At 68.8% G+C, this 18,477-nt stretch carries 18 protein-coding genes; 9 read left to right on the top strand and 9 right to left on the bottom strand.

The genetic code is table 11. The features are described 5' to 3' along the window. Positions 1–4 precede the first annotated feature (4 nt). A complete protein-coding gene (locus AAYO93_RS19690) occupies positions 5–517 on the bottom strand; it encodes a universal stress protein (protein ID WP_345762891.1) in 513 nt (170 codons plus the stop codon). A 188-nt stretch (positions 518–705) separates the two neighbouring features. Here AAYO93_RS19690 and AAYO93_RS19685 point away from each other — a divergent pair, with 188 nt between their 5' ends. The 5 genes from AAYO93_RS19685 (at position 706) to AAYO93_RS19665 (ending at position 3,437) form a co-directional block, all read left to right on the top strand. Further along, complete coding sequence (locus tag AAYO93_RS19685; protein WP_345762890.1) at positions 706–1,059, top strand: ArsR/SmtB family transcription factor; 354 nt, start codon at positions 706–708, stop codon at positions 1,057–1,059. Continuing rightward, positions 1,056–1,541 (top strand): SRPBCC family protein, encoded by a 486-nt coding sequence (locus AAYO93_RS19680; RefSeq protein WP_345762889.1) that lies wholly within the window; start codon positions 1,056–1,058, stop codon positions 1,539–1,541. The genes AAYO93_RS19685 and AAYO93_RS19680 overlap by 4 nt, the downstream gene beginning before the upstream one ends. Before the next feature lie 75 nt (positions 1,542–1,616). Next, complete coding sequence (locus AAYO93_RS19675) at positions 1,617–2,045, top strand: phage holin family protein (RefSeq protein ID WP_345762888.1); 429 nt, start codon at positions 1,617–1,619, stop codon at positions 2,043–2,045. Further along, a complete protein-coding gene (locus AAYO93_RS19670; protein WP_345762887.1) occupies positions 2,042–2,362 on the top strand; it encodes a DUF3618 domain-containing protein in 321 nt (106 codons plus the stop codon). Before AAYO93_RS19675 ends, AAYO93_RS19670 begins: the two co-directional genes overlap by 4 nt. Beyond that, positions 2,349–3,437, top strand: a complete 1,089-nt coding sequence (locus tag AAYO93_RS19665) for a YihY/virulence factor BrkB family protein (protein WP_345762886.1) — start codon at positions 2,349–2,351, stop codon at positions 3,435–3,437. Before AAYO93_RS19670 ends, AAYO93_RS19665 begins: the two co-directional genes overlap by 14 nt. Here AAYO93_RS19665 and AAYO93_RS19660 read toward each other — a convergent pair. Together AAYO93_RS19660 and AAYO93_RS19655 are read right to left on the bottom strand one after the other, a co-directional pair. Then, positions 3,427–4,947: an arylsulfotransferase family protein gene (locus tag AAYO93_RS19660; RefSeq protein WP_345762885.1), complete on the bottom strand. Its 1,521-nt coding sequence runs from the start codon at positions 4,945–4,947 to the stop codon at positions 3,427–3,429. The genes AAYO93_RS19665 and AAYO93_RS19660 overlap by 11 nt on opposite strands. Before the next feature lie 107 nt (positions 4,948–5,054). Next, on the bottom strand, positions 5,055–8,096 hold the full coding sequence (locus AAYO93_RS19655) for an alpha-mannosidase (protein ID WP_345762884.1): 3,042 nt from the start codon (positions 8,094–8,096) through the stop codon (positions 5,055–5,057). Between the two features lie 71 nt (positions 8,097–8,167). Between AAYO93_RS19655 and AAYO93_RS19650 the strand changes: the two genes are divergently transcribed. Further along, positions 8,168–8,515, top strand: a complete 348-nt coding sequence (locus AAYO93_RS19650; RefSeq protein WP_345762883.1) for a UBP-type zinc finger domain-containing protein — start codon at positions 8,168–8,170, stop codon at positions 8,513–8,515. A gap of 19 nt (positions 8,516–8,534) precedes the next feature. On the opposite strand, the gene AAYO93_RS19645 is transcribed toward AAYO93_RS19650, so the two are convergent. The 3 genes from AAYO93_RS19645 to nhaC are packed head-to-tail and all read right to left on the bottom strand — an operon-like array spanning position 8,535 to position 12,776. After that, on the bottom strand, positions 8,535–9,779 hold the full coding sequence (locus AAYO93_RS19645) for an arginine deiminase (RefSeq protein WP_345762882.1): 1,245 nt from the start codon (positions 9,777–9,779) through the stop codon (positions 8,535–8,537). Positions 9,780–9,809: 30 nt separating this feature from the next. Beyond that, positions 9,810–11,267, bottom strand: coding sequence for a basic amino acid/polyamine antiporter (locus AAYO93_RS19640; protein WP_345762881.1), 1,458 nt, complete (start codon positions 11,265–11,267; stop codon positions 9,810–9,812). A gap of 33 nt (positions 11,268–11,300) precedes the next feature. Continuing rightward, complete coding sequence (nhaC, locus tag AAYO93_RS19635) at positions 11,301–12,776, bottom strand: Na+/H+ antiporter NhaC (protein WP_345762880.1); 1,476 nt, start codon at positions 12,774–12,776, stop codon at positions 11,301–11,303. A gap of 181 nt (positions 12,777–12,957) precedes the next feature. Between nhaC and AAYO93_RS19630 the strand changes: the two genes are divergently transcribed. From AAYO93_RS19630 to AAYO93_RS19620, 3 genes are all read left to right on the top strand, one after another. Further along, positions 12,958–13,587, top strand: a complete 630-nt coding sequence (locus tag AAYO93_RS19630) for a hypothetical protein (protein WP_345762879.1) — start codon at positions 12,958–12,960, stop codon at positions 13,585–13,587. 125 nt (positions 13,588–13,712) lie between these two features. Then, the gene (locus AAYO93_RS19625; protein WP_345762878.1) at positions 13,713–14,534 is read left to right on the top strand and encodes a YcnI family copper-binding membrane protein; all 822 of its coding nucleotides are present in this window, start codon (positions 13,713–13,715) and stop codon (positions 14,532–14,534) included. A gap of 1 nt (position 14,535) precedes the next feature. Continuing rightward, entirely contained in the window at positions 14,536–15,210 is a 675-nt protein-coding gene (locus tag AAYO93_RS19620; RefSeq protein ID WP_345762877.1) for a copper resistance CopC family protein, read from the top strand. 96 nt (positions 15,211–15,306) lie between these two features. Here AAYO93_RS19620 and AAYO93_RS19615 read toward each other — a convergent pair whose 3' ends face one another. The 3 genes from AAYO93_RS19615 to AAYO93_RS19605 form a co-directional block, all read right to left on the bottom strand. Then, positions 15,307–16,278 (bottom strand): aldo/keto reductase, encoded by a 972-nt coding sequence (locus AAYO93_RS19615; RefSeq protein WP_345762876.1) that lies wholly within the window; start codon positions 16,276–16,278, stop codon positions 15,307–15,309. A gap of 221 nt (positions 16,279–16,499) precedes the next feature. Continuing rightward, positions 16,500–17,210 (bottom strand): response regulator transcription factor, encoded by a 711-nt coding sequence (locus tag AAYO93_RS19610; RefSeq protein ID WP_345762875.1) that lies wholly within the window; start codon positions 17,208–17,210, stop codon positions 16,500–16,502. Continuing rightward, the gene (locus AAYO93_RS19605; protein WP_345762874.1) at positions 17,207–18,412 is read right to left on the bottom strand and encodes a sensor histidine kinase; all 1,206 of its coding nucleotides are present in this window, start codon (positions 18,410–18,412) and stop codon (positions 17,207–17,209) included. Before AAYO93_RS19605 ends, AAYO93_RS19610 begins: the two co-directional genes overlap by 4 nt. Positions 18,413–18,477 lie beyond the last annotated feature (65 nt).

Here is an 18,477-nt window from a genome sequence, read left to right as displayed (position 1 = left end):
GCTGTCACTCCCACGGCAGCTTCTCGCCGCTCGTCAACGGCGCGAGGGGCACGACGATGACGGGGCGATGCTGTCGGTGGGCGAGGTGCACGGCGACCGAGCCGTTGAAGAACTCTCGGAGGCTCCCCCGGAAGCCGGCCTCACGGGTGCCGACGACGATGTAGCGGGCGTCGACTTCGTCTGCGAGGCGGGTCAGCGCCCAGGCGGGGTCGCCGGCGAGTTGTTCGAGCCGGTAGCGGATGCCCTTCGGTTCGAGCAGGGCACGGATGTTGGCAGCGAGCTCAGGATCGAAGGTCGCCTTCTCGACTTCGGGCAGGTCGGGGTCGTAGGGCAGCGCGACGACGCTGCCGTCGACGTAGCTGGAGACGAGGTAGCGGTTGACGTCGACGTTGGCGCAGACGAGTGGGATGTCGAGGTCGTCGGCGAGTGTCGCCGCGTGCTCGAGCACGGTGGTCGGCTGGCCGGCGACCACCGCGACGATGATCGCGCCGCGCTGCTCGTTGCTGTTTGCGCTCATGAGGGCCTCTCCCTGGTTCCTCCGGCTTGCGCCGCTGGGTCCAGTGTGTCAAAGGCGGAGCCGCACGCAAAGGAGGCGGGGGCCGGGGTGTTGACATGTGTGCGTCGCAGTCGTATCGTTTAGTCAACACATCGGTTGATAAACCATTGTGTTGATTATTGGAAGAGTTGATGAAGGCGGAATGACCGATGACTGCGGATGCGGCTGCTGACGACCACCTCGACCGCGCCTTCCTGGCGCTGGCCGACCCGGTTCGACGTTCGATTATCGCCCGCCTCTCCCGGGGTGAAGCGACGGTCAACGAACTCGCCGAGCCCTTCGCGATCACCAAGCAGGCGATCTCGCGGCACATCCAGGTGCTCGAGACCGCCGGGCTGATCACCCGCACACGCGACGGGCAACGCCGTCCGTGCCACCTCGATCCGGCAGCGCTCGAAGCGCTCACCGCCTGGATCGACACCTACCGGCTCGTCGCCGAACGCCGCTTCCGCGCGCTCGACGCCGTGCTCGACGGCCTGAAAGAAAAGGAGACAGAGAAATGAGCACCACCCAGAACGCCACCACGATCACCGCCCAGCCCGGGACGCCCTTCGTCGACCTCGTCCGCGAATTCGACGCGACGCCCGAACAGGTCTTCCGTGCTTCGACCGACCCCGCCCTCGTCGCGCGGTGGCTCGGCCCGCGCGAGCTGGAGATGATCATCGACGAATACGATGTGCGCAACGGCGGACGGTACCGCTACATCCATCGCGACGCCGAGGGCCACGAGTTCGGCTTCCGCGGCGTCTTCCACTCGGTCGAACCGGGTGTGCGCGTCATCCAGACCTTCGAATGGGAAGGCGCACCGGGCCAGGTATCGCTCGAGACCGCGACCTACGAAGACCTCGGCGGCCGCACCCGGCTCCACACCCACTCCGTGTTCCCCTCGATCGAGACGCGCGACGCCATGATCGAACACGGAATGGAACATGGCGTGCGGGACTCGATGGACCGGCTCGCCGAAGTGATCGAAGCCCAGGGGTAGGCCGCCGGACACAGGGGGTAGTCGAAACCGGCCGAGGGGCGTAGGTTCGCGGCAGGACGACGAAACGGAGACCGGATGAGCGACAAGCCCCCGCTGCCCCGCGAGCGCCGCCGCACCACCAAAGGCCTCCGCCCGCTCCCGGTGCTCACCCGGGACCTGGTCGAACAGCTCCGGCGCCTCATCGCGGCCGAGTTCGCCCTGTTCAAAGCGGAGATGAGCGCGAAGGCGAAGAACGCCGGCGTCGGAGTCGGCCTCTTCGTCGGCGCGCTCGTCTTCGTCTTCTTCGCCCTCGCAGCCCTGGTGACGACGGCCGTCCTCGCGTTTGCACTCATCGTCCCGCCGTGGGCCGCCGCTCTCATCGTCGCCGGCATCCTGCTCGTGCTCGCCGGCATCGCGATTCTCATCGGGGTCGTCAGCCTCAAGAAGGTTCCCCCGATCATCCCAGAAGAGACCGTCACCAGCCTCGGCGACGACCTCCGGGCGCTCAAGGGGGAACGCGCGTGAGCCAGGACAGCGCGACCGGAACCGGCGCGACCAACGCGGCAGCCGGAGCGGGCGCAGCCGGACCGGGGGCATCGGGACCGAGCACCTCGCGGCCGCCGCTCCCGCCGGATGCGGGCGTCCACAGTCTGCAACTCGACATCGACCAGACCCGCGACGAGCTCGCCGCAACCCTCGACGACATCTTCGCGACCTTCAACCCCGCAATTCAGATCCGCTCGCATCCGGTGCTGTTCACGGCCCTGTTCCTCGGCGCGGTCGCCGCGGCGACCGGCGCCTTCCTGAGCCTGCGCCGCGGACGGGCCCGTGGGCAGCGCTGACGTCACGACGGGTGCCCGCGACCCGCAAGTCGGGGACGCGCATCCGACGCCCTGGGCCCGGCTGCCGTGGGGCTTCATCCTGCGCCGCACCCTGCGGAGTTTCGGCCGGCACCAGTGCACCGACCTGGCGGCGGGCCTCACCTACTTCGCCGTGCTCTCGCTCTTTCCGGCGCTGCTCGCCCTGGTGTCCGTCCTCGGGGTCGTCGGGCAGAGCCAGCGAGGGATCGACGCTCTCTTCGCGATCGTCCAGCAGGTCGCGCCGGGTGCGGCCCTCGACACGGTGAAAGGGCCGATCGAGCAGCTCGCGTCCAACCCGGCCACCGGTCTCGCCCTGGCGATCGGGATCGTCGGCGCCATCTGGTCGGCGTCCGGCTACGTCGGTGCGTTCGGGCGCGCCGTCAACCGCATCTACGGGGTGCAGGAAGGCCGAAAGGTCTGGACGCTGCGCCCGGTGCAGCTGGGGGTGACGATCGCGACGCTCGTGCTCGTGTCGCTGATGGCCCTGCTGCTCGTGGTGTCCGGTCCGGTCGCGACGGCGATCGGCGACGCGCTCGGCATCGGCGACACCGTCCAGGTGGTGTGGTCGGTGATCAAATGGCCGGTGCTGATCATCGCGCTGGTGTTGCTCACTGCACTGCTCTACTACGCGACGCCGAATGTGCGGATGCCACGATTCCGGGTGCTCACCACGGGTTCCATCGCCGCCATCGTGGTGCTCGGCGTCGCATCCGCCCTCTTCGGTCTGTACGTCGCCAACTTCGGCAACTACAACCGCACCTACGGGTCGCTCGCCGGGATCATCATCTTCCTGCTCTGGATCTGGATCGCGAACGTCGCCCTGCTGCTCGGCGCGGAACTGGATGTGGAAGTCGAGCGCGCCCGCGAACTCACCGCGGGCATCGAAGCGGATGAGGCGGTGCGGTTGCCGCTCAAATCGACGGCTGCGATCGTGAAAGCGCAGGATGCGGTCGCCGCCGACCTGCTCGCCTCGCGCGCGGTGCGCCGCCGGTATGCCCGCGCCCGCGCGGACGCAGGTTCGGGCGCACAGGGCGGAAGGGCGACACCTACACGGTGAGGGTCCGAGACGTGGCGAGCACGGCGCCCGCCGAATCGAGGGCCTGCACGGCGACGACCTTCGCACGCGGGACGAGGTGCGCGGTCTCGAAGCCCGAGCGCGGCACAGTCGCGGCGGCCTGTAGGGTGGCTGCGTCATCCCCCGCCAGGATGCGCCAGCGAGCGACCTCGGTCGCCCCGTTCCAGCTCGCGAAGACGCGGACCCCGCCGCTCTCGGCACGTGCCGCGATGTCCGGCGCGGTCGACGGATGCGCGACCCAGGGATGCCGCGACGCCCGATACGAAATGCTCCCGAGGGTCGCTTCGTAGATCGCCGCCCCGGCATAGGTGAACTCCGTGACGGCCGGGTCCGTCCCCCAGCCGACGAGGACGTTGCCGTTCGCGAGCACCTGCACGCTTCCCATCGCAGTCCCGAGATGCCCGTCGTACGCGAATGTCTGCTCGAGTGTCGCGATGTCCGACGTCTCGTCGAGGCTGAAGCGGAGTCCGCCGGATTGACCGTCCGTTCCTGAATAGAGGTGGTTGTCGAACAGGGTGATCGTGCCGTCGGGGTGGCGTCGCACGTCATGCTGCCACGCGAAGACCGCATCCGTCGGCAGCGCGATGTCGGACTGTTTGCCGCCGAACCGCCACCGGACCTTCCCGGTGGTGCGATCGATCGAGTAGACGGTGTGCGTGTGCCGGGCCGAGACGAGGAGGGCGTCGCCATCCTCTTCGACCGCGTTCAGATGGTAGGCGTCGAAAGCGCGACCGGCCGCCGTGCCGTCGTGGCCGGGATCCTGGGTGAGGGTGAGGTGGGTGTCACCGATCGGGATGTGGTCGAGCGCGCTCCAGTCGAGCAGGACTTTGCCGGTGCGCACATCCACCTCCTGCACATGGCAGTCGTACACGTAGCCGTTCGTGACACCACCGACGGCGCTCAGGTCGGTCTTCACGACGGTGTAGATGGTGATGAGCGCGGTGCCGCGATCCGTGAGATTGAACTCGTGGAGGTCGGCATCCAGACCGTTTCCCGCCCGGACCGTCGCCACCTTCGCATACGTGTCGTCGAGGATGGTGCCGGAACCGCTCCCATGCCCGCCAGTACTTGTGCCCGTCCAGTAGGTGAGCACCGGGCGGCCATCGAACTGCTGCACTTTCAGGTCGGTGAGGTTCGCCGTGGTCGGCTCGATCCAGACCGGCTCGCCGCTCTCCTCCATGATGCTGCCGTTGAAGCCGGCGACCTGCTGGGTGACGAAGACGAGGCCGGGCGCGGTCGTCCCAGTGCGCCAGCTGGTGACGACCGGGGTGGTGAGGCCGGTGCTCGCAAAGGTGCGCATGGGCGGCTTGTTCGTCGTCGGGGTGGGGCTGGCCTTCGCCCCTGCGATTTGCTGGCCGAGGAGCGTGCCGCCCACCACCAGGCCGGCGCCGATGAGGCTGCCGCCCGTGATCAGCGCCCGCCGCGTCAGGTTCGGGCTGCCGGTCGGGGTCTGCTCCCGGGTCGGATCCGTGGTGTTGTCATCGTCTGCCATCACTTCCACTATCCGCGTGGAACTGTGTCTGATCTAGGGCTGCCCTATGAACAGGCTGAGTCTCGCGCATCGGATGGGCCGGGCGTCGGCGCCAGGGCGGAGGCGCGTCAGGGGCGCTCGAAGCGGAGGGTGAGCAGCTGGAAGGGGCGGAGGGCGAGCTCGACGCGGTCGGGCGTGGAGGCGGTCACGGCGACGGCCGGGATCGGCAGCTCGTGCAGGTCGGTCTCGACGACGACGGAGAACCCGAAGTGGACGCGGAGGCCGGCGGATGCGCGCGCCCCACGCGACTCGTAGAGCCGCACCACCACATCCCCCGACCGGTCCTCGGCCAGCTTGACCGTCTCGACGACGACCGCCGGGTCGTCGCTGGAGACCAGCGGCAGGAGTGCGGCGGATGCGGATGCCGACCCCGCGACCGCGCGCGGCGGCAGGTTCAGCCGGTACCCTTCCGCGATCGCGTCCCCGATGTGGCCGACCACGATCGACGATCGCAGGGTGTGCATCCCCTGGTCGGCTTCGGGATCCGGAAACAGCGGCGCCCGCAGCAGGGTCTGCCGCAGGAGAGAGTATGTGCCCCCGCCCGGCCGCTCGTGGCGGCTGATGTCGTGCCCGTAGGTGGAGTCGTTGGCGACCGCGACGCCGAACCGGGCATCCGCCACATGCACCCAGCGGTGCGCCGAGGTCTCGAAGCGGGCGGCATCCCAGCTGGTGTTGGTGTGCGTCGGCCGCACGATGTGCCCGAACTGGATCTCCGAGGCGGCCGACGCGGTGTGGACGTCGATCGGGAAAGCGAGTTTCAGCATCCGCTGCCGCTCGTGCCAGTCCACCGCGGTAGTGAGCTCGACGGCGTTCGACCGCGCCGCGAGCGCGACCGTCTGGACGACGGTGGATGCGCCGAAGCTGCGGGTGACGCTCACGGCGACCCGCTCATCCGATTCCTCGACCTCGACCGCGTCGACCGTCGTGACCGACTCGCCGAGCCTGCGGTATTCGGGGTCGATGTCCCAGGCGTCCCACTGCCGCGGGGTGTCTCGGAACACCTGCAGCAGGTTGGCGCGCTCGCCCGGGGGAAGCACCTCGCGACCTGTCGCGCGATCGAGGAGTGAGTCGATGAGACCTTCGGCGTCGATGCGGATGGCGAGATGGTCGTTCTGGAGAAGGATGCCCGCAGCGGCCCGCTCGATGCGCACGGCGCCCCCGGCCGCGCGCGGGCCGGCGGCGTTCGCGGGCACACCGTCGACGTCGACCGGCGCCGCGTTGAACAGGATCTCGGCATCGACGTCGGCGTCGGCGTCGCCCGCGGCGAGCGCCGCCAGCGCATCCCCGGTCAAGCCTTCGAGCTTCTCGCCGACGATCCGGTAGTTCTCCACGGCCTGGTCGTGCACCCACCCGATCGACGAGCCGGGCAGGATGTCGTGGAACTGCTGAAGAAGCACGGTCTGCCACGCCTCGCGCAGCTCGTCGTAGGGGTAGGTGTGCCCCAGCCGGACGGCGGCCGTCGCACACCACAGTTCGGTTTCGTGGAGCAGCGCCTCGCTCCGCCGGTTGCCGCGCTTGGTTCGCGCCTGCGACGTGTAGGTCCCGCGGTGGAGTTCGAGGTACAACTCGCCGGTCCACACGGCCGGCTCCGGGAATTCCGCGCGCGCCGCGTCGAAGAATTCGGCCGGCGCCGCCATCCGCACCGTCGGCGAACCGTCGAGGGACCGGGTGCGGCGTGCGGCCGCGACCATCTCGCGGGTCGGGCCGCCGCCTCCGTCGCCGAAGCCGAACGGTACGAGCGAGGTGTTCGCCCGGCCCTTGTCGGCGAAGTTCTGCTCCGCCCGGGCGAGGTCCGCGCCCGAGAGCATCGCGTTGTAGGTGTCGACCGGCGGGAAGTGGGCGAAGATGCGCGAGCCGTCGATGCCCTCCCAGAGGAAGGTGTGGTGCGGAAAGCGGTTGGTCTCGTTCCAGGAGATCTTCTGCGAGAGGAAGAACTCGGTGCCTGCGGCTCGCGCGATCTGCGGGACGGCGGCCGTGAAGCCGAAGGTGTCGGGCAGCCACACCTCGCGCGGGTGCACCCCGAACTCGTCGCGGAAGAATCGCGTCCCCTCGACGAACTGCCGCACCAGCGCCTCTCCGCCGACCAGGTTCGTGTCGGACTCGACCCACATCCCGCCGACCGGCACGAACCGACCCTCCGCGACGCGGACCCGGATGCGCTCGAAGAGCTCAGGATAGAAGCGCTTCATCCACGCATACTGCTGCGCCGACGACGCCGCAAAAACGAATTCGGGATCCTGGTCCATCAGGTCGAGTACGTTCGAGAACGTGCGGGCGACCTTGCGGATCGTCTCGCGCACGGGCCACAGCCACGCCGAATCGATGTGAGCGTGACCGACGGCGAAGATGCGGTGGGCGCTCGCTGCCGCGGGCGCGTCGAGGGCCGGGCGGAGGGCGGCGCGGCCCTGCGCGGCTGTGCCGGCGACGTCGGACGGGTCGACAGCATCCGCCATCGCTTCGAGCGCCGCGAACACGTGGGCGCGCCGCGGCGAGGTCGGTGCGAGCTGGAGCGCGAGGCCCTCGAGCGTCCAGATGTCCTGCACGAGCCCCCACACCTCGCGGTCGCGATGCACGACGTCGATCCGGCGCAGCGCGTACAGCGGTTCGGTCGGCGCGGTCGACCGGCGGCCGAGCACGGTCGGCCGGAACTCGACGAAGCCGCTCCCGATGTCGGGGTTCGCGGCCGCTTCGATGAAGACCTCGAATTCCTCGCCGGGAGCCGCGTCGAGGCGCACGTACCCGTTCAGCGGTTCGATCGCTTTGAGGATGCTTCCATCCGACGCGTAGACGAGCGCCTCCGCCTGGAACCCGGCCTGCGCACCCGTGAACCCGAGATCGACGACGAGCTCGACGTCGTCTGCGTCGGCCCGCCAGTCCGGCACCGTCCCGGAGACCCGGAACCAGACGGTGCCCCATGGCCTCCCCCACGCCTGCCCGATCGCGAACGGTGCGAAGTCATTCGTCACGGCCTGCGCGAACGGCACCGGCTCATCCGGCACCTCCCACGCCTCGACGGCGACGGATGCGCGCGCCCGCTCGACCGCCGGCACCAGTCGTTCCCTGACCAATCGGTCGATGCGCTGCCGGACGAGCTCTGAATGGTCGTGCATGGGGCCGCCTCTCCGCGTCCATCGTGGCACTTCCCCTGCCGCCTGGCCGGAGAGCGCGCCACAATGGGAGCATGACCGACTCGAGCGTCATCGACCTTGCTGTTCCACCGAGTGGAACCGGCTGCGTCGAATGCAACGAGACCGGCGGGTGGTGGTTCCACCTGCGCCGGTGCGCGACCTGCGGACACATCGGATGCTGTGACAGCTCACCCTCGCAGCACGCGCGAGCGCACGCGGCGATCACCGGGCATCCGCTCATCCGGTCGTACGAACCGGGTGAGCACTGGTATTACGACTACCTGACCGACGTTCTGCTGCAGGGACCGAAGCTGGCGCCGCCCCTGCACCACCCCGAGGACCAGCCGGCGCCCGGGCCCGAGGGCCGGGCGCCCGCCGACTGGCGCGACCACCTGCACTGAGCTTCGAGCGGCCCCGGCGTCAGAAGTCGACGGGGTCGCGGATGATCGGGCAGGTCATGCAGTGTCCGCCGCCTCGGCCGCGCCCGAGTTCCGCACCGACGATGGTGATGACGTCGACGCCCGCCTTGCTGAGCAGGTCGTTGGTCGCCGTGTTGCGGTCGTAGGTGTAGACGACGCCCGGGCGGAGGGCGACCGCGTTGTTGCCGCTGTCCCATTGCTGGCGCTCGGATGCGTACACATCCCCGGCGGTCTCGATGACCCGGAGCTTGTCCAGGCCCAGCGAGCGGGCCACGACGTCGACGAAGGGGGTGCTCCCTTCATCCGTCACCGTCACCCCTGGCGAGGCGGCGCCCGGTCGCAGAGTGAAGGTGTGGACCGCATCCATGATCGTCGGGTACAGCGTGACGATGTCCCGGTCGGCGAAGGTGAACACGGTGTCAAGGTGCATGGCAGCACGCAGCTTCGGCATTCCGGCGACGACGACCTGCTCGGCTGCTCCCTGCTCGAACAGTGCAGCAGCGACCTGGGTGATCGCCTGCCGCGAGGTGCGCTCGCTCATCCCCATCAACACGACCCCGTTTCCGACCGGCATGATGTCGCCGCCCTCGAACGTCGACTGGCCCCACTCCTGCTCGGGGTCCCCCCACCAGACGGTCGACTGGTTGAAGTCCGGGTGGAACTGGTAGATCGCCTTCATCAGCAGCGTCTCGTCGTGACGCGCCGGCCAGTAGAGCGGGTTCAGAGTCACGCCGCCGTACAGCCAGCACGTGGTGTCGCGGGTGTAGATCGTGTTGGGCAGGGGCGGCATCAGGTACTCGCGCACGCCGGTCGATTCGCGGGCGAGCGAGACGTAGCCGGTGCGGTACTGGTCGGGGAGGTCGGAGGTCGCCAGCCCGCCGATCAGGTATTCGGCCAGCTGGCGCGGCTCGAGGGACTCCAGGTATTCGCGCGTGCCGTCGATGAGGCCGAGGCCGACCTCGTTGGCGGTGATCTTGCGATCGAGCAGCCAGGTCTTCGCCCGCGGAAATGCCATCGTCTGTGCGAGCAGGTCATGCAGTTCGACGACGTCCACGCCGTTCGAGCGCAGGCTGGCGACGAAATCCGCGTGGTCCCGCTGAGCGTTCTCCACCCACATCACGTCGTCGAACAGGAGGTCGTCGGCGTTCGTCGGGGTGAGACGCCGATGGGCGAGACCCGGGGCGCAGACGAGAACCTTGCGCAGCTCGCCGACTTCGGAATGAACACCGTAGGTGTTTTCGGTCATGATCTTCCTTCCTCGAAGACTTCGCTTGCCCTAGATGGTGACGAATCCGGTGATGAGTCCGATGACTCCGGCGACCGCGCCGGCGAGGACCACGATGAAGACCACCCAGCCCGGCCGGGTGAAGAGCTTCGCGCCCTGCTCCCGCCGGGCGAATCCGTACAGGAGCGTGGCCGGCGCGAGCAGCACACAGGCCAGGAGCAGGAATTGCGTTCCCGCGGCGAAGATGAGGAACAGGGTGTAGACGACCGCGATCGCGGCGACCACGAGATCCCTCGTTCGTATTCGGCTCGGCTCGCCCGCGTAGCCGTCACGGGTGATGGTGATCTTCAACGCGTACCCGGCGACGAGCGCGAACGGCATCAGCGACAGCGCGGCCGTGAGGTCGAGCATGAAGTCGAGGGCGCCCTCGGAGAAGTAGACGATGACCAGCAGGAGCTGGATGAAGAGGGTGGTGAGGATGAGTGCGTTTCCGGGCACCTCCTTCTTGGTCAGGTTTCCCAGGAAGGCGGGGAGGTCCTTATCTCTGGCGGCAGCGAAGAGGACCTCGGCTGCCATCAGGCTCCATGCGAGGTAGGCGCCGAGCACGGAGATGATCAGTCCGGCGCTGATGAACCAGGCTCCCCAGGGACCGACGGCGGCCTCCAGCACGCTGCCGACGGAGGGCTGGCGGAGGTGGGCGAGCTCTGACTGCGGGAGGATCCCGTACGAGATGATCGACACCGTCGCGAAGAGGGCGAGCACGGAGAGGAATCCGAGAACGGTGGCGCGGCCGACATCCTCCCGCTTCTTGGCGTACCGCGAGTACACGCTCGCCCCCTCGATCCCGAGGAACACGAAGACCGTGACCAGCATCGTCCCCTGCACCTGCCCGAACAGGCTGGGACCACCGGCGTTGTAGCCGCCGGTGAAGTTGGCGACGAACACATCCGGCTTGAACGCGAAGATCGCTACGACCACGAAGAGGAGGAGCGGGATGATCTTCGCCGCGGTCACGATCGCGTTGATCCCGGCGGCCTCCTTGACACCCCGCATGATCAGGAAATAGAAGCCCCAGACGCACACCGAGGAGACGAGGATCGCCCAGATCGTGTCGCCGTCGCCGAAGGCCGGGATCAGTGGTTTCAGGGTCGAGGTGATCAGGATCCAGTAGAACGTGTTGCCGGCGCATGCGCTCGCCCAGAAGCCGATGGCGGACAGGAAGCCGGGATACTTGCCGAAGCCCGCCCGCGCGTACACGTACACGCCGTTGTCGAGTTTGGGCTTGCGCACCGCGAGGCTCTGGAAGACGAAGGCGAGCATGAGCATGCCGGCGCCGGCGATCACCCACGCGATGACGGCCCCGAGCACGCCGGTGTGGGCCGCGAACCGCTGCGGGAGCGTGAAGACGCCGGCGCCGACCATCGAGCCGACCACCATCGCCGTCAGTGCCGGCACGCTCAGCTTGCTGGTGCTGCTCGTACTGGCGATATCCGCTTCCTGTGTCGTCATGATCACTCCTTGCTCGCGAGCGCCTGCTCTGGATCAGTTGGTCGGGACGTCGGTCGGCTCGGGGGTGAGCTTCTCGATCTTGAAACCCGTGATCCCATAGAGCACGCTCAGAATCGGACTCACGTAGTTGAAGATCGCGTACGGCAGGTACACGAGGGTCGGCACGCCGAGCACAGCGCCCATGAACGCGCCGCAGGAGTTCCAGGGAACCAGCGGCGACGTGACCGTCGCGCTGTCGGCGGCGAGACGCGAAAGGTTCGTCGGAGCGAGTCCGCGCGACTCGAACTCCACCCGGAAGAGTCGCGCGGGCAACACAAGCGCGATGTACTGGTCGCCGGCCACGAGGTTCAGCCCGAGCGCGCATCCGAAGACGGTCACATACAGTCGGCCTGTGCTTCTGGCCGAATGGATGAGCGGGTTGATCAGCCGCGAGATGAGGCCGAACTCCTCCAGCAGCGCCCCGAAGGTCACAGCGGCGATGATCAGCCAGAGCGTGATCAGCATGCTGTCCATGCCTCCGCGCGACAGCAGCCGGTCGATCTCGGCGTACCCGGAGTCGATGGAGAAGCCGTTGGCCATCGCGCTCCAGACGCCCTTGATCGACCCGAGCACGGGGCCGAGGTCGCCGCCGACGAAGTTCTGCATCACCGTCGGTTGGAGGAACGCGCCGAGGATGCCCGCGAAGATCGCCGAGAACGCCAGCGCGAGCGACGCAGGCACCTTGCGGATCGACAGCACGACGAGGAGCACGAGGGGCAGCAGGTTCCACGGCGTGATGTTGTAGATGCCGTTCAGGCTGTGCAGTTCGGTCGCGGTCGACAGCGGTGGATGCGCATCCGGCCCGCTGACGATTCCGATCACCAGGAACACCACGAACGCGACGACGAACGCGGGCACCGACGTCCACACCTGCCGCTTGATGTGCGCGTAGATGTCCACCTTGACCATCTGCGCGCTCAGGATGGAGGTCTCGGACAGCGGCGAGAGCTTGTCGCCGAGGTAGGCGCCGGAGATGACGGCGCCGGCGGTGATCGCCGGGGAGACGCCGATCATCGCGGCGATTCCGATGAGGCCGACGCCGATCGTCCCCGCGGTGGTCCAGGAGCTTCCGATGCTCAGCGCTATGACGCCGCAGATCAGCGCCGTCGCTGCGTAGTACCACGTCGGCGACAGCACCTGGATCCCGTAGTAGACCAGGGTGGGGATCGTGCCGGAGAGGTTCCAGACGCCGATCAACGCTCCGACGGCGAGCAGGATGAACATCGCGCTCGTGACCGACGAGAGCGCACCCTGGCCGGCTCTTTGGACGTCGGACCAGGTGTGGCCGTTCTTGAGCGCGATGAGGGCGGCGACCATCGCGCAGAGGACGAGGGCGACCTGAATCGGCCCGCTCAGGGCATCGAGGCCGAACAGGAGGATCGAGCCTGCGACGAGGACGGCGAGCGTGACGAGGGGAATGATCGCGTCAGTCAGAGACGGTTCGCGAACCGCTCGTCTCGCCTTTTGCATGTTCGCCACGGCCCCTACCCGCTCGTAACTGCCCGGTGTTCCTGAAGTTACAACCCGTCGGAGACGCGCGTCAATGCATGCATTCTTTCGTTCATCGCCCGTTCCGTGGGCCTGTGGACAAAAGGGCCGCGCGGGAACGCCGCCGATAGACTGGGACGACGGGTGCGAAGGCAGGAGCGAAATGGCAACGCGGTGGGCGAGGGTCGTGCGCGGCCTCGTCGCGGCGACGCTCGCGACCTTCGTCGCGGCACTCTTCCACGTTGCCGGCGGTGGTGCGGCGCCGAGCGGTCTCGCTCTCACGCTCAGTCTGACGTTCTCCACGCTGGCCGCGCTCGCGCTGACCGGCCGCCGTGCATCCACCTGGCGGCTCGCAGCATCGGTGGCCATCAGCCAGACGGTGTTCCACGCCCTGTTCAGCCTCGGGGCCGGCGGAACGCGGTTCGTGTCGGCGGACGGGTCGTCGCACGTGCATGCCGGATCGCACCTCATCGCGATGGCCGGCCAGCACATGAGCGAGAGCAGTGTCATCCCAGACAGCCCGCTGATGTGGGTGAGTCACGCCTCCGCCGCGCTGGTCACGATCATCGCGCTGCGTTTCGGCGGGCGGGCGTTCTGGGGTCTGTTCGAGACGGCGCGACTGCGACTCGATCGCGTGGTGCGGCCGCCTGATATCCAGGTCGTCCCGCTTTTCGCGCCGGTCGCGGTGCACGGTGGTGGCGACACTCCCGTGCTGCGCGACCTCGGCATCCTCATCGGCCGGATGCGCCATCGCGGCCCGCCGTCGGTGTCACTGCGCGCACAGTTCGCCTGACGCGCGCATCCGCAGCTTCCGCGATCCGAAACCGTGCCCGCTCCGAATCATGGGCAGGCACACGATCGCGTCGACACCAATGCAACCCGGCTGTTCTCGCGGCCGAGATGAGGACCATCACCACTGTGAAAAAACGCATCAATGCACGCACGTTCGCCCGAGCCGCCTCGGCGGCTGCGGCGACCGCCGTACTCGTCGTCGCAGCCCCGCTCGCGGCGAGCGCACACGTGCACATCGACCCGAACCAGGCCGCCGCCGGTTCTTACACCACGCTCTCCTTCACCGTCCCGACCGAGTCCGCGACTGCCGGAACAGTCAAGCTCGAAGTCGACCTGCCGACGAAGACGCCATTCAGCTCCGTGAGTTACCAGCCCATGCCGGGATGGAAGACGACCGTCGTGACCGAGAAGCTGGCCACTCCGGTGAAAACGGATGACGGCACGGTCACCGAGGCGCCCATCCGCATCACCTGGACTGCCGACCCCGGCGTCCAGGTTGGCCCCGGCGCTTTCGAGGACTTCGTCGTGCAGGCGGGGCCGGTCCCCGACACAGGGAGCGTCGTGCTTCCGGTGACGCAGACCTACTCCGACGGCACGGTCGTGAACTGGAACCAGCCGACGCCCGCCTCAGGTGAGGAGCCCGAGCATCCGGCGCCCACGCTCTACGTCAACACGGCGCCGCCCGCCGACCCGGAAACAGTGCACACGCTCGTGACGAGCACGCCCGCCCCCGCCGCCTCGTCGTCGACGAGCAGTTCCGACACGGTCGCCATCGCCCTCGGGATCGCCGGGCTCGCGCTCGGCGCGATCGCACTCGTGGTCGCGGTGTACGCGGTGACACGTCGGCGGCCGGCCTGGGTGGGAGCGGGAGCAGGTTCGAGCCCGGGTTCCGGGGCCGTCCCGAAAGCCGGGTCGGGGCCGGGCACAGGCTCGGACGAAGGCGTCTGACATGGCCAGGTCTGCACTGAGTCGCGGAGTGGTGGCGGGCGGTCTGCTATCGCTGCTGGTCGCGAGCGTGCTCGCGCTGGCCCCAGCGACCGGCGCGAGCGCCCACGACTATCTCGTCGACAGCTCGCCGAAGGCAGGCTCGGTGCAGACCCAGCCGCTGAGCACGGTGTCGCTGACCTTCAACGACATCATCCTCGACCTGAAAGGCGACGGGAGCGGCTCGCTCATGCAGGTCACGGGTCCCGACAAGCGGCACTACGAGACCGGATGCCCATCGGTGCTCGACCGCGTGCTGTCGGTTCCGGTGTCGCTGGGAGCGGGCGGCACGTACGTGGTCACGTGGCAGATCGCCTCCGCTGACGGGCACACCGTCTCCAGTTCGATCGAGTTCACGTACCGGCCGCCCTCCGGAACGGTCGCATCCGCGGGCAACGCGGTGGGGCCGCCCTGCGGGCAGTTGGAGACGGCAGCGCCCGGTGCGAGCACCGGGTCCGGTTCGAACGGCGGAACGGCAGGCGGCTCGACCGCGCAGACGAGCGACCTCGGGATCGTGCTCGGGATCGCGATCGGCATCATCGTGCTCGCCCTCGCCGGCGTTCTGATCGTGGTGCTGACAGCGCGCCGCCGTCCCCCGTCCGGTCCGTCCGACCCGTCCGACCCGACCGGTCCGTCCTAGCCGCGAGAATCGCCCCCAGCGGCGAGAATCGCCCTCCGACCGGCGATTCTCGCCGCTGACGGGTCACCTCGGCGGCGGTGCAGGCAGAACAGCCGGTCAGAACCCGACGACGGGATGCGGCACGTAGGGCGATTCGAGCTCGGCCCGCTCGTCGTCGGTGAGCACGATGTCGAGCGAGGCCACGGCATCCTCGAGGTGCATGGGCGTGCGCGCCCCGACGACCGGCGCGGTCACGACCGGATTCGACGACACCCACGCCAGCGCGACCTGCGCGCGCGGGATGCCGCGGGCCTCTGCGACGCGGGCCACCGCATCCGCCACCGCCCGGTCCGACTGCTCGTGGTACAGCGTCTTGCCGAACTCGTCGGTCTGTGAGCGTTCCGTGGTCGAATCCCAGTCCCGAGTGAGCTTGCCGCGGGCGAGCGGACTCCACGGCAACGTGCCGACCCCGCGATCCGCGCACAGCGGCAGCATTTCGCGCTCCTCCTCACGGTTGAGCAGGTTGTAGTGGTCCTGCATGGTGACGAAACGCGTCCAGCCGTTCAGCTGCTGCAGGTAGAGGGCTTTGCTGAACTGCCACGCGTACATCGACGAGGCACCGATGTACCGCGCCTTGCCGGACTTGACCACGTCGTGGAGCGCCTCGAGCGTCTCCTCGATCGGGGTGTGCGGATCCCAGCGGTGGATCTGGTACAGGTCGACATAGTCCGTGCCGAGGCGACGCAGGCTGTGATCGATCTCGGTCAGGATCGCCTTGCGTGAAAGGCCGCGACCGTTCGGGCCCGGACGCATCACCCCGTGGACCTTCGTCGCGATCACGACCGCGTCACGGTCGGCGAAGTCCCGCAGGGCACGCCCGACGATCTCCTCACTGGAGCCGTCGGAGTACAGGTTCGCGGTGTCGAAGAAGGTGATGCCCGCTTCGAGCGCCTGCTTGATGATGGGCCGGCTCTCACCCTCAGGCAGTGACCACGGATGGTTGCCCCGGTCGGGCTCCCCGAAGGTCATGCAGCCCAGGGCGAGCGCGGAGACGTCGAGTCCTGTGGTGCCGAGTTTCGTATAGCGCATGGTCTCAGTATCCGCCCGGGTGTGCCCGCCTGCGTAGACTGCCGCGGCCCCCGCACCCCCTGCGGCGGCCGCGACAGTCAGCTGATGCGCGGAGCCCCGTACGGTCGGCATGACCGGCCGTGGCCCTGCAGATTCCCCCCGGACGTGGCGACTCTATCGAGGGTCTTCGAGAGGGCGGAATGGGCCATTCGTCACATTCCCGCCGGGCCACGCGCGGCAGGTCAGTCCTCGTCGTGGCTGAAGATGCCGAGCAGCACCGCTTTGCGCACGGCCTCCATGCGCGACCGGGCGCCCAGCTTCGCGTAGATGCTGCTCGTGTGCCGTTTGACTGTTCCCTCGGCGATGCTCATGGCTTCGGCGATGCTCCGGTTGGTGCGCGCCTGCGCGAGCAGGTGCAGCACCTCCTCCTCGCGTGCGGACAGGATCGAGGCGCGACGACGGGCGGTCGATGCAGCCCGTTCGGGCGCAGGCGCCAGACCCTGGGCGACCGCGCCCGCGTGCAGCACGGACTGCACCAGTTCCGCGCTCGGCGTCGTCTTCGTGAGGTAGACGAACGCTCCGGCTGCGAGCAGTTCCTCCTTCAGAACACTGTCGCGGTGCATGGTCAGCATCACGATCCGCGTGCGCGGGGACGACCGATGGATGCGCGCCACCGTCGCCCGCGCGGGTCCCCCCGGCAGTTCCACATCGAGCAGCAGCACGTCCGGGTCGAGGGATGCGGTGAGCGAGACCGCGTCCTGCGAACTGCTCCCCTCCCCCACGACGGCGATCCGCGGGTCGTGCCGCAGGATCGCGGCGACACCCTCACGGAAGAGGTCGTGGTCGTCGACGATCAGGATCGTGACGGGTCCTGTGCGGCGGGAGGCGCGCGCGGCGCCGGACGCGCCGGGCGTGCCCGACGCACCCACGGCATCCACCTCGCCCGACCTCACGAGCGCACCTCGGCGAGCGGCAGCCGCACCACGATACTGGTGCCGCCGCTGCCCGTCACACAGTCGAGCGTCGCCTCGATCGTCTCCGCCCGCTCCCGCATGCTCACGAGGCCGAGCCCGGCATCCGCCGCGGCAACCGGGTCGAACCCCGGACCGTTGTCGGCGACGGTGACCACCAGCTCGTCGGCCCACTCCAGCCGCACAGTGATCGCGGTGGCTCCGACGGCATGGTCGCGCGCATTGCGGATCGCTTCGCGGACGATCGTGAACACCTCGTCTGCAATACCGGACGGCAGGATGCGCGCCCGCCCCACCCTCTCGACGACCACCCGGTCGGACACGGCCTCCGAATCCACCAGGTAGTCGGCGATCGCATCGTCGAGCACCCGGTCGCCCACGAGCTGCCTCAGCTCGACCGCCATGTCCTGGACGTCGGCGAGAGCCTGCCGCAGCAGGGCGAGAGCGTCGCGCAGGTGCGCCCGGCGTGCCTCCGCGCCTGCGGTTGGGTTCGCGCTGTCGGCATCACCGCCCCGCGCATCCGCATCATCGCGCGGTGCATCCGTGGCGGCCACATCCACGCCATCGCGCGGCGCATCCGCAGCATCGCCCGGTGCACCCGTGGCGGCCGCATCCACCGCGCACCCCTCGTCGTAGGCGGCGAGCTCGACCCGCTGCAGTCCGGCCAGGATGCCGTGGGCGACACGGTCGTGGAGCTCGCGCGACACGCGACGCCGGCTGTCCTGGTGCGCGCTCGACAGACGCTCGCGGATGATCTCGACATAGGCGATCGCGCCGGGCGGGAAGCGCCGCCAGATCGCGTGATGGAGGAGACGGGCGACGAGCACAGCATCCGCCTCGCCGTCCGACGCGTCGCGCAGACGCTCGACGACGAGCGGCAGGGCCACCCCGAACAGTACCTCGGCGGCCATCAGGCTCTCGGCGGGCGGCTGGTTCTGGAACGCGCGGAGGGAGCCGGTCGCCGCCAGGTCCGCGGGCTTCGCATAGTCGACGGACACGAGTTCGAGCTGCTGGCCGGCGCGGGCGGCGTGGGCTCCCGCAAGCGTTTCGCCGAGGATCGACCGCGAATTGGCCTCCAGCACCGGGTCGAGCCTGCCGTCGACGACGAGCCTGCTTCCCCGCTCCGCGAGCGCATCCCGCAAAGCCCCGATGACGGCCTCCGCCGTCGGGTCGTCGTTCACCATGGTCCCCCTGCTCCACTGCACTCTAGACCAGACGGTCTACCGGATGCCAAACCGCGCCCGGAGTC

Source organism: Diaminobutyricibacter sp. McL0608 (assembly GCF_039613825.1).
Lineage (GTDB): Bacteria > Actinomycetota > Actinomycetes > Actinomycetales > Microbacteriaceae > Diaminobutyricibacter.
Note: the sequence above shows the minus strand (reverse complement) of the source record. Positions and strands in the feature narration are given on the sequence as shown.

Bases quoted from the DNA above. Each gene is read 5' to 3' on its own strand.
- AAYO93_RS19690 (WP_345762891.1), bottom strand. From the start codon at position 517: ATGAGCGCAAACAGCAACGAGCAGCGCGGCGCGATCATCGTCGCGGTG.
- AAYO93_RS19685 (WP_345762890.1), top strand. From the start codon at position 706: ATGACTGCGGATGCGGCTGCTGACGACCACCTCGACCGCGCCTTCCTG.
- AAYO93_RS19680 (WP_345762889.1), top strand. From the start codon at position 1,056: ATGAGCACCACCCAGAACGCCACCACGATCACCGCCCAGCCCGGGACG.
- AAYO93_RS19675 (WP_345762888.1), top strand. From the start codon at position 1,617: ATGAGCGACAAGCCCCCGCTGCCCCGCGAGCGCCGCCGCACCACCAAA.
- AAYO93_RS19660 (WP_345762885.1), bottom strand. From the start codon at position 4,947: ATGGCAGACGATGACAACACCACGGATCCGACCCGGGAGCAGACCCCG.
- AAYO93_RS19655 (WP_345762884.1), bottom strand. From the start codon at position 8,096: ATGCACGACCATTCAGAGCTCGTCCGGCAGCGCATCGACCGATTGGTC.
- AAYO93_RS19650 (WP_345762883.1), top strand. From the start codon at position 8,168: ATGACCGACTCGAGCGTCATCGACCTTGCTGTTCCACCGAGTGGAACC.
- AAYO93_RS19645 (WP_345762882.1), bottom strand. From the start codon at position 9,779: ATGACCGAAAACACCTACGGTGTTCATTCCGAAGTCGGCGAGCTGCGC.
- AAYO93_RS19640 (WP_345762881.1), bottom strand. From the start codon at position 11,267: ATGACGACACAGGAAGCGGATATCGCCAGTACGAGCAGCACCAGCAAG.
- nhaC (WP_345762880.1), bottom strand. From the start codon at position 12,776: ATGCAAAAGGCGAGACGAGCGGTTCGCGAACCGTCTCTGACTGACGCG.
- AAYO93_RS19630 (WP_345762879.1), top strand. From the start codon at position 12,958: ATGGCAACGCGGTGGGCGAGGGTCGTGCGCGGCCTCGTCGCGGCGACG.
- AAYO93_RS19620 (WP_345762877.1), top strand. From the start codon at position 14,536: ATGGCCAGGTCTGCACTGAGTCGCGGAGTGGTGGCGGGCGGTCTGCTA.
- AAYO93_RS19615 (WP_345762876.1), bottom strand. From the start codon at position 16,278: ATGCGCTATACGAAACTCGGCACCACAGGACTCGACGTCTCCGCGCTC.
- AAYO93_RS19605 (WP_345762874.1), bottom strand. From the start codon at position 18,412: ATGGTGAACGACGACCCGACGGCGGAGGCCGTCATCGGGGCTTTGCGG.